The sequence below is a fragment of the Blautia sp. 1001283B150304_161114_C9 genome, assembly GCF_015668165.1.
Classification (GTDB): Bacteria; Bacillota; Clostridia; order Lachnospirales; family Lachnospiraceae; genus Blautia_A; species Blautia_A wexlerae.
Window position 1 is genome coordinate 1 of record NZ_JADPGO010000050.1, and the last position, 13,130, is coordinate 13,130.

16 protein-coding genes and 1 pseudogene are annotated in these 13,130 nt (G+C 37.2%); 6 read left to right on the forward strand and 11 right to left on the reverse strand.

Annotated elements, in window-relative coordinates:
• Positions 1–126: 126 nt before the first annotated feature.
• The 6 genes and pseudogenes from I4V44_RS16285 to I4V44_RS16310 all read right to left on the reverse strand — a co-directional run.
• Entirely contained in the window at positions 127–1,026 is a 900-nt protein-coding gene (locus tag I4V44_RS16285) for a sensor histidine kinase (RefSeq protein WP_196002971.1), read from the reverse strand.
• Between the two features lie 9 nt (positions 1,027–1,035).
• The gene (locus I4V44_RS16290; RefSeq protein WP_196002972.1) at positions 1,036–1,773 is read right to left on the reverse strand and encodes an ABC transporter permease; all 738 of its coding nucleotides are present in this window, start codon (positions 1,771–1,773) and stop codon (positions 1,036–1,038) included.
• 15 nt (positions 1,774–1,788) lie between these two features.
• Positions 1,789–2,484, reverse strand: a complete 696-nt coding sequence (locus tag I4V44_RS16295; RefSeq protein WP_196002973.1) for an ABC transporter permease — start codon at positions 2,482–2,484, stop codon at positions 1,789–1,791.
• Complete coding sequence (locus I4V44_RS16300; RefSeq protein WP_035403278.1) at positions 2,462–3,400, reverse strand: ABC transporter ATP-binding protein; 939 nt, start codon at positions 3,398–3,400, stop codon at positions 2,462–2,464. Before I4V44_RS16300 ends, I4V44_RS16295 begins: the two co-directional genes overlap by 23 nt.
• Before the next feature lie 101 nt (positions 3,401–3,501).
• Positions 3,502–4,188 (reverse strand): response regulator transcription factor, encoded by a 687-nt coding sequence (locus I4V44_RS16305; protein ID WP_117828252.1) that lies wholly within the window; start codon positions 4,186–4,188, stop codon positions 3,502–3,504.
• 169 nt (positions 4,189–4,357) lie between these two features.
• A pseudogene (locus I4V44_RS16310) lies at positions 4,358–4,642 on the reverse strand (conjugal transfer protein); the annotation flags it as partial.
• A gap of 99 nt (positions 4,643–4,741) precedes the next feature.
• Between I4V44_RS16310 and I4V44_RS17695 the strand changes: the two are divergent.
• From I4V44_RS17695 to I4V44_RS16345, 6 genes are all read left to right on the forward strand, one after another.
• Complete coding sequence (locus I4V44_RS17695; RefSeq protein ID WP_243280308.1) at positions 4,742–5,692, forward strand: hypothetical protein; 951 nt, start codon at positions 4,742–4,744, stop codon at positions 5,690–5,692.
• A gap of 4 nt (positions 5,693–5,696) precedes the next feature.
• A complete protein-coding gene (locus I4V44_RS16325) occupies positions 5,697–6,071 on the forward strand; it encodes a TnpV protein (protein WP_196002974.1) in 375 nt (124 codons plus the stop codon).
• Positions 6,072–6,270: 199 nt separating this feature from the next.
• The gene (locus I4V44_RS16330) at positions 6,271–6,858 is read left to right on the forward strand and encodes a helix-turn-helix transcriptional regulator (protein WP_040015510.1); all 588 of its coding nucleotides are present in this window, start codon (positions 6,271–6,273) and stop codon (positions 6,856–6,858) included.
• Between the two features lie 162 nt (positions 6,859–7,020).
• A complete protein-coding gene (locus tag I4V44_RS16335; protein WP_196002975.1) occupies positions 7,021–8,076 on the forward strand; it encodes a helix-turn-helix domain-containing protein in 1,056 nt (351 codons plus the stop codon).
• 126 nt (positions 8,077–8,202) lie between these two features.
• Positions 8,203–8,451, forward strand: coding sequence for a type II toxin-antitoxin system prevent-host-death family antitoxin (locus I4V44_RS16340; protein WP_005333597.1), 249 nt, complete (start codon positions 8,203–8,205; stop codon positions 8,449–8,451).
• 1 nt (position 8,452) lies between these two features.
• A complete protein-coding gene (locus I4V44_RS16345) occupies positions 8,453–8,752 on the forward strand; it encodes a type II toxin-antitoxin system RelE/ParE family toxin (RefSeq protein ID WP_196002976.1) in 300 nt (99 codons plus the stop codon).
• Positions 8,753–9,449: 697 nt separating this feature from the next.
• Here the strand turns inward: I4V44_RS16345 and I4V44_RS16350 are convergent.
• From I4V44_RS16350 to I4V44_RS17700, 5 genes are read right to left on the reverse strand one after another with little or no spacing between them, the layout of a single operon-like run.
• Entirely contained in the window at positions 9,450–10,814 is a 1,365-nt protein-coding gene (locus I4V44_RS16350; RefSeq protein WP_119241773.1) for a sensor histidine kinase, read from the reverse strand.
• Positions 10,805–11,467 (reverse strand): response regulator transcription factor, encoded by a 663-nt coding sequence (locus I4V44_RS16355; RefSeq protein WP_182437885.1) that lies wholly within the window; start codon positions 11,465–11,467, stop codon positions 10,805–10,807. The genes I4V44_RS16350 and I4V44_RS16355 overlap by 10 nt, the downstream gene beginning before the upstream one ends.
• 38 nt (positions 11,468–11,505) lie before the next feature.
• On the reverse strand, positions 11,506–11,883 hold the full coding sequence (locus I4V44_RS16360; RefSeq protein WP_025580194.1) for a NisI/SpaI family lantibiotic immunity lipoprotein: 378 nt from the start codon (positions 11,881–11,883) through the stop codon (positions 11,506–11,508).
• A complete protein-coding gene (locus tag I4V44_RS16365; RefSeq protein ID WP_025580193.1) occupies positions 11,876–12,619 on the reverse strand; it encodes a lantibiotic immunity ABC transporter MutG family permease subunit in 744 nt (247 codons plus the stop codon). The genes I4V44_RS16360 and I4V44_RS16365 overlap by 8 nt, the downstream gene beginning before the upstream one ends.
• A gap of 2 nt (positions 12,620–12,621) precedes the next feature.
• Positions 12,622–12,786, reverse strand: a complete 165-nt coding sequence (locus I4V44_RS17700; RefSeq protein WP_243007208.1) for a hypothetical protein — start codon at positions 12,784–12,786, stop codon at positions 12,622–12,624.
• Positions 12,787–13,130: the final 344 nt, after the last annotated feature.

Below are 13,130 nucleotides of genomic sequence, written 5' to 3' on the forward strand. Positions count from 1 at the left end.
AGTCTTTAGACTCCAGTGCCGGTAATAGACCCTTATAGGGTCAAAGCAAACCACCGGCTAAGCCGGTGGTCGTGATTTTGATGTCCACTCTTCAATGAATTATCATACGAATATATCTTCAATACTTTATAATTCAAGAGTAATAATAAGGCTATTGGCATGTACTTTTGCAACAATATTTCCGCCAAGAATGGCAACAAGTGTTTTTACTACCGCAAGTCCCAATCCTGTACTTCCATTATGTCTTGATTTATCGCCTGTATAAAAACGGTCAAAAAGTCGATTGCAATCAATTTCTGAATTGTCACTCATTGGATTTTCAATGGTAAATATAATATTATTATTTTCTTTCTCCATAAGTGTTATTTTTATCGTTCCAACAGAATACTTAATTGCATTTGTCAACAGATTTTGTAAAATTCGTTCTACCATATTTTTATCAGAATATACGTATATTGAATAATCTGGGAGATTTATTTCGGGTAAAATATTCTCCTTTTCTAATGCAACGGCATTTTCCGTAATTAAATTTATTAACATATTAGATATATTAAACTTTTCTTTTTCTGGAACTGTCTGCTGTTCCTCCAAAATAGAAAGGTCATAGAATGTTTCTACCAATTCTTTCATTTTTTCGGCTTTGCTAAAAATCACTTTTACACGCTGTGCTTGACTGGATTCCCAATTTTCTTTTTGCAATAATTGTAAATGACCAAGAATGACTGTAAGAGGTGTACGCAAATCATGTGATATATTAGCAACAGATTCTTTTAAATACTCTTCATTGCGTAATACGCCTGCAACAGCCTGTCGTTGTCTGATATTATATTGATTCAATATACCAGCCAGTCTTTCTAAATCTTTATCAATCAACGAAATGTCTAACATCTGCTGTGAATTTCCAGAATTCAATTCATTAACTTGATCCGCAAGATTACGGATTTGTTTTTTTAATTGAATATATCGAAATAGCAGTATTACTAAAAATATTGTTATGATAATTAAAATCCATTCTATGTTAGACATTTTCTCCACCTATTTAAAATCACATTTACAAAATTTTATCCACGAAAGCAATACCAATATACCAGACCATATACATCCTACTAAAATAGCTATCGGTTGAAAAAAGGTTTTCATGCTGACAACGATTCTGATTTGATAAGTAGGTAAAAAACCGATTGGTAATCTCAACATCATTCCATAGCCAAGATATAAGCTAAGACCAAAAATAATAATTGCTGTAACCGAGGTTGCTTTTACAGCATCCTGTAAATAGCAACAAATAAGTATTGCAATTAGAAATATCGCACTATTAAGCAGACAAGAATAAATGACTGCTTTTATAATATTGTAAAAAAACATTCCCACGTCTGCAACACCAAAGCGTCCAAATTCCCTTATGCACCCTGAAACTGGATAGACAAGGGCCATAAGATTAAAAGCAATTAAATACGATATTATTTTACTTGTAAAAATTTGTTTTCTGGAATGTCCAGCACTGACCTCTAAGTTTATTGTTCTCTTAGAAAATTCCTGTCCTAAAATCAATGCAAGTATAGCCGACATGATGATAAGAAGAAACGTAGAATCATACACCATTCCATTAAAAATATCAGCAAGAGAAGAAGCAATTTCTTCTGTCGGTCCCATGACCTCTGTAACATAAGTATCTGCTGTAAAAAATCCTAAAATAAATATTCCAATCATACCACACCAGTAAATAGAATTATGTAACAACTGATATTTTTCCAGTTTTAATAATTTATCCATAAAAAACACCTCCGGTTATTTCAAGTCTGTATGTAAAAAAGCACTACCTGCAATGAAATATAAAATAAAATTCCATAAAAAATCTACAAACAAGCAAAAGTTTGTCGAATAGACCTTTTGCAATGAAATTAACCTAAGTTGTCCCATTGGTATTATTCTGCTGATTATTTGTGCAGATTCACTGTTCAGCAAAAAAATCATAACAAAAAATAAAACCATTGAAACTGTCAGTGTTTTCCCCATATCACGAAAAATAAAAGCAAAAAACATCGGTAATGCACACAGTGTTATCATGGCAAACAGAGTTAGTAAAACCATAGTATATGTGCTATCATTCCCAAAAAGTTTTTCTCCAATATAAAATTGACTAATAATTCCATGTACAAATAATGGAAATACCAGAATGATAATACAACCTATTTGAGATACAATTAACTTTACTCTAAATATAGAACTTCTTTTATGTCCGGCAGTAATATAAGTATTTAAAGTTCTTCCACTAAAATCACTTCCAATGAACAATGCTATAAACACTATACTCAAAAAATAGAGTAACGGAATATTGTATAATGATGCCATAATTAAGTTTGAAGAGCGTTCTTTACTATCTAACAGCAATATGCTACTTAAAAGGAGATTGAATATTCCAATTCCCCAAAAATACCAACTGTGAAACAACTTATATAACTCAGTTTTTAGGAGATTTGACATCTTTTGTTCCTCCTATTTTGCTCAAAAAATAGTCCTCCAAAGTATCGCCAGATACAGAAAGTCCTGTTACAAGAATATGCGATTCTGCCAAAGCAGACGCAACTGTCTCTAAATCATTCAAATAATCATACAAACGAATTATGCCATCTGGCATTAGTTTAAAGTTATCTGTATGAAGATTCTCTTCCAAAACCAGAACCGTTTTCTGAACATCTGTTGTTTTAATTGCTATATGTCGTTTACACCGTTCATTTAATTCATAATCAGAAATCTCTTCTATAATTTTTCCATGGTCAATCAGAATAAATTCTGATGCTGTTTGATACAATTCTTCTAAGATATGGCTTGAAACCAAAATGGTCATACCATATTCTTTATTCAAAATTTTTAATAAATTTCTGATTTCTACAATTCCAGCAGGGTCAAGACCATTGATAGGCTCGTCTAAAATCAATAGTTCTGGTGTATTTAAAAGTGCAATCGCTATCCCCAATCGTTGACGCATACCTAATGAAAAATTGCGGACACTCTTTTTACCTGTATCTTGCAATCCAACCATATCTAATGTCCTTTTAATAACTGATTTATCTGGTATGCCTCGTTGAATACGCTGTACTTCCATATTTTGATAGGCAGTCATTGACGGGAATAGAGCAGGCGTTTCAATCATACTTCCAATTCGTTTACGCTGTTTCTGCAATTCTTCTGTTCCAGAATTTCCCCATAAAGAAAGTGTACCACTTGTTGGAAACGCAAGCCCTGTGACTAATCTTAAAAAAGTAGTCTTACCTGCTCCGTTTTGACCAATAAATCCATAAATTTTTCCTTTTTTTATTTGTAAATTTATGTGGTCTAATGCTAATGTTTGTTTATATTCTTTGGTTAAAGACTTTGCTTCTAAAATAATTGAACTCATATCCCAAACCTCCTTTACTTAAACCAGTATAACGGGCAATTTTAAAGAATTTCTTAAATCGTAATGAGAAAAGTTAAAAAAATAATAAAGCTAAGGAACGTTTAATCCTTAGCTTTATGTAGGCGGTAGCCAATGCCCCAAACAGTATCAATAAATTCTGTATCAGAGCATATCGCTTTTAATTTATTGCGTAAATTACTGATATGAACATTAAGTGTATTATCTTCAGCAATATATTCTGTATCCCAAACACTTTGAAAAAGATTCGATTTTGAAAATACTTTATCTGGATATTTCATCAACAATTCTAAAATGCCAAATTCTTTAGCGGTTAAGGATAATTCTATTCCATTCAAAAATGCTGTATTTTTCTCTAGGTCTAAAGTCAGATTGTTATGTTGCAAACATTCTGTCTGGCTATTTTGAAATTGTACTCTTCGCAGATTACTTTCAATTCTGGCAAGCACTTCTTCCATATCAAAAGGTTTTGTGATATAATCGTCTGCTCCCAGACGAAGCAAGTCGATTTTATTTTGTGTAGTTTCTTTCGCTGAAATAATAATAACAGGTATCGTAAATTTCTTGCGTACATCAGATAAAATAATATCACCACTCCGATAAGGAAGCATAATATCAAGTATAATCAAATCAATTTTTTCTTTATTCAAAAAATCCAGAACATGAAGTCCATCATATTGGCAATGCACAGCATATCCTTTTTCTTTTAGAAAATCAGCCAATAACGCATTTATTTCTAAATCATCTTCAATAATCAATATTTTATTCATTAGCCTACCTCATTCCTGCAATGCTACTTTCCCATTATATATTTAAGGTTGTATTTCCTCAATACCATTGCAACCAATTATATGAGAGGGATTCTTATTTTGTCAATCTAATTGTAAGCAGAATAGTATAGATTGGATAAACAATTACCATACTATTCTGCTGTAACATTTATTCTACAATCTTCCAGTTATCGTCTTTATGAAGCACAAGCCCATACTGTGAGATTTGCGTCATTTTCGACTTGTTATCCAGATACTTTACGGACACGCTGACTTTGAGGTTGTCGCCGTCTTTGGTAAAGACAGGGTTTACCAGTTCCGAAAATACATAGTCGCCGGATACAGGAGCAATCACACCGTCTTTGACATAGTAGGCAAGTTCCTTTTCCGTAGCTGTCGGATAGAGCTTAAAGAATGTTTCCAAGAAAGCGGTAGCGTCCTTAACTGTGTCGGAACACTTCATGTATTTAACTGTTATCTGCACCAGGATGAAGCTACACCGCATCTGCATATTGATTTTGTTCCTTATGTAACTGGCTGGAAAGGGAAAGGAATGGATACCAGGATTTCCCTGAAGCAGGCATTAAAAAGTCTGGGATTTCAAGGCGGGAACAAACACGATACAGAGTTGAATCAGTGGATCAACCATGAAAAAGAATTGCTTGCAGAGATTGCACGACAGCATAGAATTGAATGGGAGCAGAAAGGGACACATGAGGAACATCTGGATGTTTATAATTTTAAGAAGAAAGAATGTAGAAAGGAAGTACAGGCACTGGAACAGGAGAAAGAATATCTCACTGCTGAGAATGAAGGACTAACTGCACAGATTGCGGAAGTAAGAGCAGATATCCAGCTTTTAAAAGATGATAAGGAGCAGGCCGTTCAAGATAAAGAGGCAGCTGAGAAACGTGCGGAAAAAGCTGAGAAAGATCTGCACAGTCTGGAAGAACGCAGAGAACGGTTACAGCCTGTTATGGATAATGTCAGTAAGGAAATAAAGGAATATGGGGCAGTGAAAACCTTACTTCCGGAAGCAGGGACATTAGAACGTGCAACAACTTACCGGGATAAAAAGATAAAACCACTGTTTACCCAGATGAAAAATAAAATTGCGGCAATGGCAGCCCTGGTCAAAGAACTTACCAAAGAAGTAGAAAAATGGAAACAAAAATATCAGGAAACAAAGCAGGCATATAACCGAATGCAGAGAAAGTTAGATACAATGCGTGAAGAAAAAGAGCAGTTATCTGAGGAAAAGCAACAATTGCAGGGCGTTTCCGACAGATATGACCGGGTAGTGCGTGTTCTTGGAGAAAATGTTGTAGAGGATGCGGTACAGAAAGATATACAGGAGCAGAAAGCATTAGAAGAAAAACGGCAAGTGGAGCAAATGCCCAAAGGAAGTATTCACGAAAGATTGGCTTGGGGTGCCAGAAAAAGTGAGATGGAGAACCAGCAACGTAAGAAAAATAAAACAAAGAACAGAGGAATGGAGAGATGAGACGATGAAAAAGCATATTTATGAAGAAAGTAATAAATTGAGCTACACAATGCATGGAGATTATTATCTGCCGGATCTGGTAGTGGATGAGGAAGAACCGACATATGGTAAATACGGAATGTTGCGAAAACAGTTTCTGAAAGTGCATAGACCGGCACGATATCAGTATTTATTGATGACGGGAGAACTGACGGCACACTTGAATCGAGTTGATCAGGAAGCCAGAGAACAGGTGAAAATTATGCTGAAGCAGATGGCGGAAAAACAGGGTGTGACGGAACAAATGAAAATGCAGGATCAGATGAAATGGGTTGGTTTAATGAATAGCATCAAAGCCTGTGCAGAAGAAATTGTGTTGAAAGAGAGGGTATATATGTGAGTAGAAAGGGTGATCGAAAGGCTGCTCTTTACAAAGATGAAAATAAAAATTGCTGAAAAGGCATGAGTGTTGTAGTGTAAAACTCTTTTGACATTGTGTTTTCCGTTAAGTAAAATATCTTTGATAGACAGATAATGAAAAAATGATTATTCTTGGCTCAGATCAAGAGAACAAATTACTTGCGAAGGGAGGAAATTATATGGAGCTGAGTATACAGATAAAAAAATACCGAACAGAGCTTCATCTATCACAGGAGGAATTGGCAGAAAAGGTATATGTAACAAGACAGACAATTTCTAATTGGGAAAACGAAAAGAGTTATCCTGATATTCATAGCTTGTTACTTCTTAGTTCATTGTTTAATGTATCTCTCGATCAATTAATTAAAGGAGATATAGAGAAAATGAAAGAAATTATTAGCGAGCAAGAAATTAAAAAGTTTAATTATTATGGTTCCATCTATACAGTTCATTTGGCCGTGTTGATTATATCGGCAGTACCTTTGTTTATGTGGCTCGGAAGGTATGCGTATATTCCGTTTGGGATTTTATTTATTATTACAATGTACTGGGCGTTAAAGGTTGAAAAACTAAAAAAGAAAAATGATATACAAACCTATAAGGAAATTGTTGCATTTACGGAGGGAAAAAAATTGGATGAACTTCATAAGGCAGTTGAAGTGGGAAAACGTCCTTATCAAAATATATTAAAGGTTATTATCAGTGCGGGTGTTACAGCGATGATTTGCTTCTTAATTGGAGTACTGATGCACGTATTCTTGAATTAATTAAATTTAAGGATATTTTGATTTGTAGAATTATAAAATAGAGCATTTTTCTCGCAGATTTTAACCGGTAGTTAAGAAATCGAAGCCATAATTAAACGAAGGCTCAATTGTAAACACATATTAGAAATACTATAATGAGAATATAAACAGGAGGTAGGAACAATGCAAATTGGTGAGAAGATAAAAAACTATCGGAAAACTGCGGGATTAACACAAGAACAGGTGGCGGATTATTTGGACGTTTCTACTCCTGCGGTAAATAAATGGGAAAAAGGAAACACATATCCAGATATATCATTACTTCCGGCAATTGCTCGATTATTAAAAATTGATATGAATGAATTATTTTCATTTCGTGAAGAATTGACAGAAAAAGAGATTGGACAATTTGTGAATGAGCTTTCGGAAGTTTCATTGGATAGCTTTATAAAAGCCTTTGAGATGGGAAAAAATAAAATAAAGGAATATCCTCATTGTGATTCGTTGATTTATTCAATTGCTACTGTTTTAAATGCGGCGCTAACTTTATCCGATATCGATGATGAGAAAAAGTTGGAATGTAATAATGTGATTGTTGAATGGCTGGAACGAACTGCTGAAAGTCCGGATGAAAAGGTAAGGATTTCCAGTATTTTTATGCTTGCGGCGAAATATATACAAATGGAAAAATATAAAGAAGCAAATATCTTTTTGGATAAAATTCCAGATACTGTGATAGATGCCACAATTATGAAAACGAATGTATTAGCACACCAGGAAGGGACAGATGTTGCAGCGTTCTTTTTAGAGGGAAAACTGATGCAGACAGTTACGAATATACAAAGCTATCTGTATAAGTTGATAGAAATGGAAGAAGAAACTGGAAATCATTGTAAAGCAGAGGAGATTGCCGAAATCACAGAACATATGGTGTCGTTGTTTGGTCTGTGGGATTACGGTAAAGTAGTACCACATCTATTGATTGCCGGGTATCGAAAGGATGTAGAAAAATGTATTCAGTTGATAAAAGAAGTGTTGATGGAGTCACAGAAGCCATGGAAGATGGTGGAATCACCTTTATATTACAGATATGCGGATACAGTACAGGGAAAATCTTTTTCAGGAGTCGGAAATAATTTTGTTCGCGCATTAGCTACAGAAATTGAAAATAAAGAAGAGTATGAATTTTTGAAAGGGAATAAAGAACTGGAGGCGATTTTTGCTCAATATTTGAAATAGATTGTGATAAAAATATATAGAAATGATAAAATAAAAGCTGTAAAAATCTACGTTGAATTTTACAGCTTTTTGTGTATAATAGAAGTAGCAGAAACAATTTAAATCAAAGGAAGGAGCTGAAAGAATATGGCAAATATTTTACCAGTATCTGATTTGAGAAATTATAATGAAGTCCTGAAAAACTGTCATAAAGGAGAACCAGTATATCTGACCAAGAATGGCAGAGGACGTTTCGTTGTCATGGATATTGAAGATTATGAGCGTGACCGAGCAGAGAAAAAGCTTCTGATGAAGCTGCAGGAAGCTGAAGAAGCAGTGAAAGACGGAGAAGGCTGGCTGGATTTGGATGAATTGAAAGCACTTGTGGGTGAATAAGATGTTAAAACTGCGGATCAATCCGATTGTTGCAAAGGATTTGAAAAATATCCGAGATTACATTGCTGAGGATAATGAAGAATATGCTGCAAAGACGATAAAAGAGATTTATGGTAAATTCGAAAATCTTCAGATGTTTCCGGGAATGGGGTCGGATTTATCCAAACGGGTCAGCTTTCGGACAGATTATAAATATGCGATATGGGAAGATTATGTAATTATCTATAAGGTCGGTAACGAATATGTAGAGATTTATCGTGTAGTTAACCGATATCAGGATATCACGAGAATCTTTAGTTAAATAATTGAGAATGTCAACTAATGAAGAAATAGGAAAAGTGAAATGGAAAATTCATATATTGTATTGGGAAATGGTTTTTCCATTGCAAAAATGGTCAAACTGGCAGCGCCTCCCGTAATCATCAGGGGTAACTTTCATCTTCTCACCCCCTTTCCGTGGGGAGTGAGCAGGATGATCCTGTCCGTTGTCAGGGGCCTATGCTGGCCCTGGTCTGCTGACAGCCTCCTTTTCCATCTGATTTTTTGCCGGAAATGACAATCCGCGAAAATCGACAAAAATCGCCCGGCAGGTCGTAAACCTACCGGGCGACGATTTGAAGCGTTTTGTTGTTTTCTTACATGGTATAGTTCATACTCATAGCCGGAATATTCCCGTGGCGGGGCAAGGCTTTTTTTAAGCGGTAGAAGTGGATTAGATTATAATGATAGTAAAACAGCATGGCGGCGTCCTCCCGTGGGCCGCCATGCCTTTAACTGCTGGGAATGACAGAAAGAAAGCAGCGGCCTTGATTTCTCAAAACCGCCACCAGTGAATATAAATTAAGCGTGAAAATGGGTCTGCCCAGCAGCGTTTTTTTCTTTTCTGCCGCTGGGCAGATGTTTTTTCTTTAGATACATGATAAGAGGAATTTTTGAAGATTCCATAAAGATTTGAAAAATGGACGGACATAAAAGACGTCCATTACACTATCGGAAAATCAGCAAGGAAGTTTCATAGTAACCTTTGCGCCGCCGGTTTCTTTTGAATTTTCTAAAATAAGCTGACCATTATGTTGTTCCATAATCGAATTTGTAATATATAGACCCATACCAAAGTGTAACTTTGAATTGCGGCTTTGATCGCCCATATAGAACCGTTCCTGTGCGTGGCATAATGCCTCTTTAGAAAACCCCGTTCCCTCGTCTGTGACTGAAATTTCCACGAAACCGTTGTTACTCTGAACATCCACATAAAGCGTTCCGCCTTGCGGGGAGTAGTCCAGCCCATTACTGATAACATTCATAATAGCACGTTCTATCAGCACCCTATCAAATTTCAGCATTTGAGGGAGTGAAACAGTATTCATTTGCAGCCGGATTTCTTTTGTCCGGCATAGTGATTCTATATAACTGAACAAGTGCTGCATGAACGCTGGCAAGTCTATACTTTCAATATGGAGCTGATAACCAACCGCCGCCCGTGATATATCAATCAGGGTTTGAATATATGACTGCATCTGGCCGGAGCTTTCCACGACGTAACCAGCGTATAATCGTTGCTCATCATCAAGATTTGTTTCTGTGAGTAAATCAGCATTTCCTTGAATAACCGTCAGAGGCGTTTTCAAATCATGGGCAAGCGCGGCGATTTGCTCTTTCTGTGTCTGTTCGGTTTTCCATTGCCGTTCTAACGAAATTTTCAGATTATCTTTCATATCTGAAAAAGATGCAAGGACATCTTCAAACTCTTTGATTTTGGCGTGTCCTACTTCAAAATCAAGGTTTTGCTTTGAAACCTCCGCAGTTGCTTCAAAAAGCGGGGTCAGTTGTGTACGCAGGTTCTTAGCAAATCTGGCGGTCAGTATGATAATGACCAGCAGCGAATTTACAGCCATCAGGATAAACGCAAGCGTGTCAGGAGATGGAAAATATTCCGGTAGCCATGACACTGTAAATTGAGAACCAATATAATACCTTAAAACGCAAAATTCGTTTTCCCGGACAACAAGTGCAAACTGCCTCCCCGTAGCATATTCAATATATTCTCCCTTTGCGTACAGCAGGGCAATTTCTTTTTCATCATCGTCCATATTGCTGTAAAGCTCATTAAAGTTCTTGTCCAGAATTAAGTAGCCGCATCCCTGTGGAATCACAACCTTTGTAATATCCGGGGCAATCGTCAGCGTTGGAATGATCTCTTTTACCTGCAATTCACTTAGATTTGCTCTTGTAGCTAATCCAGCATTTACAGCAAGTCCCTCCAAACCAGAAGGGACAATAATTGCCGCTACCAGCATGACAATGAGGGAGATAGCAAACTGGCGAAACAATATTTTCAATGTAGGTTTCTTTTTCACTCCCATTTATATCCTATCCCCCATAGGGTGCTGATCGGACTTATTTTGAAATGCTCCAATTTCGCACGAATATTTTTTATATGCGTTGAGATCGTAGAGTTATCGCCTATTCCATCAAACCCGAAAACGGCTTCATAGATTTGTTCTTTTGTAAAAACCTGTCCCCGGTTTTTCGCAAGGTATTCACAGATTGAATACTCGCTTTTGGTAAGGGGAACCGGCTGTTCTGAAACATACAGTACCTTTGCGGAAAGGTCAAATCTTATATCAGGCTCAAATGAAAGTGTGCTGTGATGCTCCCTTTTTTCTCTGCGTAAATGTGCCGCGACACGGGCGCGAAGCTCCTGAATACGAAAAGGTTTCGTAATATAATCATCCGCACCGATGCCCAATCCAAACAATATATCTTCCTCTAATGTCTTTGCGGTCAGAAAGAGAATCGGGCAGTCTACCATATTCCTGATCTGTTTGCAAAACTCAAACCCGTCTGTGCCAGGCATCATCACATCCAAAAGAATGAGGTCATAGAAATGCAGCTTTTTGATGTCTACATCATCCGCATTTTGACAGACTGTTATCAAATATCCATCTTTCCTCAAACTGTTCTTAATCAATTCCAAGATAGAAACTTCATCGTCAACTACAAGTAAGTGGGTCAAAAAATCACCTCCCGCCCCATTATACCACATTGTCGAGGTTACTCATCATTATTTTTAATGTCAGCTTTCCGATATTCATTGTTGATATTTACAGCTACGGCATTGCTTATATCCACATCCACAATACTGTAAACGTAGCCGAAACTGAAATCTTCCCCCGCCACATTTTTGAAGCGTTTCGATACCTGCCCGATTTCTTCTTGCAGTTCTGACATTTCAAGACATTCATCCGTTATGGTATATGTCAGGCCGTTATATGAAATTTCATCATAGTTTGCGGCGTTCAGCTCATAATACGGCAGAGATTCATTTAACGCCTTATTTTTATCGGCGGTATCGCGGAGCGCACCGCAGGCCGATAAGCATATAAGACTTACAAGCACAATTACCACGGCAAACAGGCACTTTTTATTCACTGTTTTTACCTCCCTCCCAACCATGAAACCAAACCAAACTGGCAATCAGCAGACAAACAGTGCAGCATACAGAAATAATCATACCGCTGAAAAAATCGGTTTTTACCTGTGCATACAGTTGGGGGCTATCCCATGCAAGCACAGTGTAATCCATAGCACGAACGCCCCAGGCCCAGGGAATATATTTCCATGTAGCGTCACCAAGCCCTGTTATCATAAGGGCAGCTATTAAACTCCCTGCAATTCCCAATCCCATAGATGCACCTTTTCCGAAGCTCATTCCCACAAACAAATGAATCAGGTAAATGGGAAGCATGGTAATCAACAATAGAATCCCTGCTTTCAGGTAAAGGCTTGCCGGAGCATCCCTATATAGTGCAGCGAATGTTCCTAACGCTAAAAATGTTGCGCCAAAAGCACAGATCATCAGAAAACCAAGTTTACCAATATACGTTGCCATGCGAGATGGGATTGTTCCCAACAAAAGCTGATAATGCCCGGCCTGATTTTCGATCTGAACAACCAGGCCCACAATAATGCCGATCAGAAACGGGAACGCAACGGCCAGCACTTCCAGATAGGCACTGATTTTGGTTGCCAGTTCCCATCTGGATATATGATAGTAACCCGCAAAAATCGCCGCACATATAATCGGAATCATGCTGTGCATATAGAGCAAAATGCTATGTTTACACTTCTGATATTCTGCTTTCCAGCAGCGAACCACAGATACCATAGTTACCCCACCTCCTTTTTCTCAAACCATCTTGCAGTTAAAAATGACAGCGCCGCAAACCAGGCCAGCGAAATGACCAATACAAGTATAATCATCCAAAATGCCATTGCCGTACTCTGATCTGCAACCGGCTCACCATTAGGCAAAATACCTAACACGGAAATCATAAGATGCGGCACCCAGCTATACGGGCAGATCATCCACAAAGAGGTTGTAGCCGTGAAAATCCCTAAAACGCTTCCAAGTCCGGCATTAAGAATAACCGTGACAAAGATACCAACTTTTTTTGATAACCATAAGCACAGCGGAACTTCCCATAGGCTTGCAATGACAATACAAGCTGTTCCGGCCGCAGCCTGCCAAATTCCGATTGAGATTTCACCTGTTTTAAGAAATTTAATAACTGTTATATTTTATTATTAAATTCTTCGCAACCCCTTGAAAACACTGGATTTGTCGCAGGTGAGCTTTCCCTTATTATTTCCCTTGTGTTATATCGTCCCATCAGTGT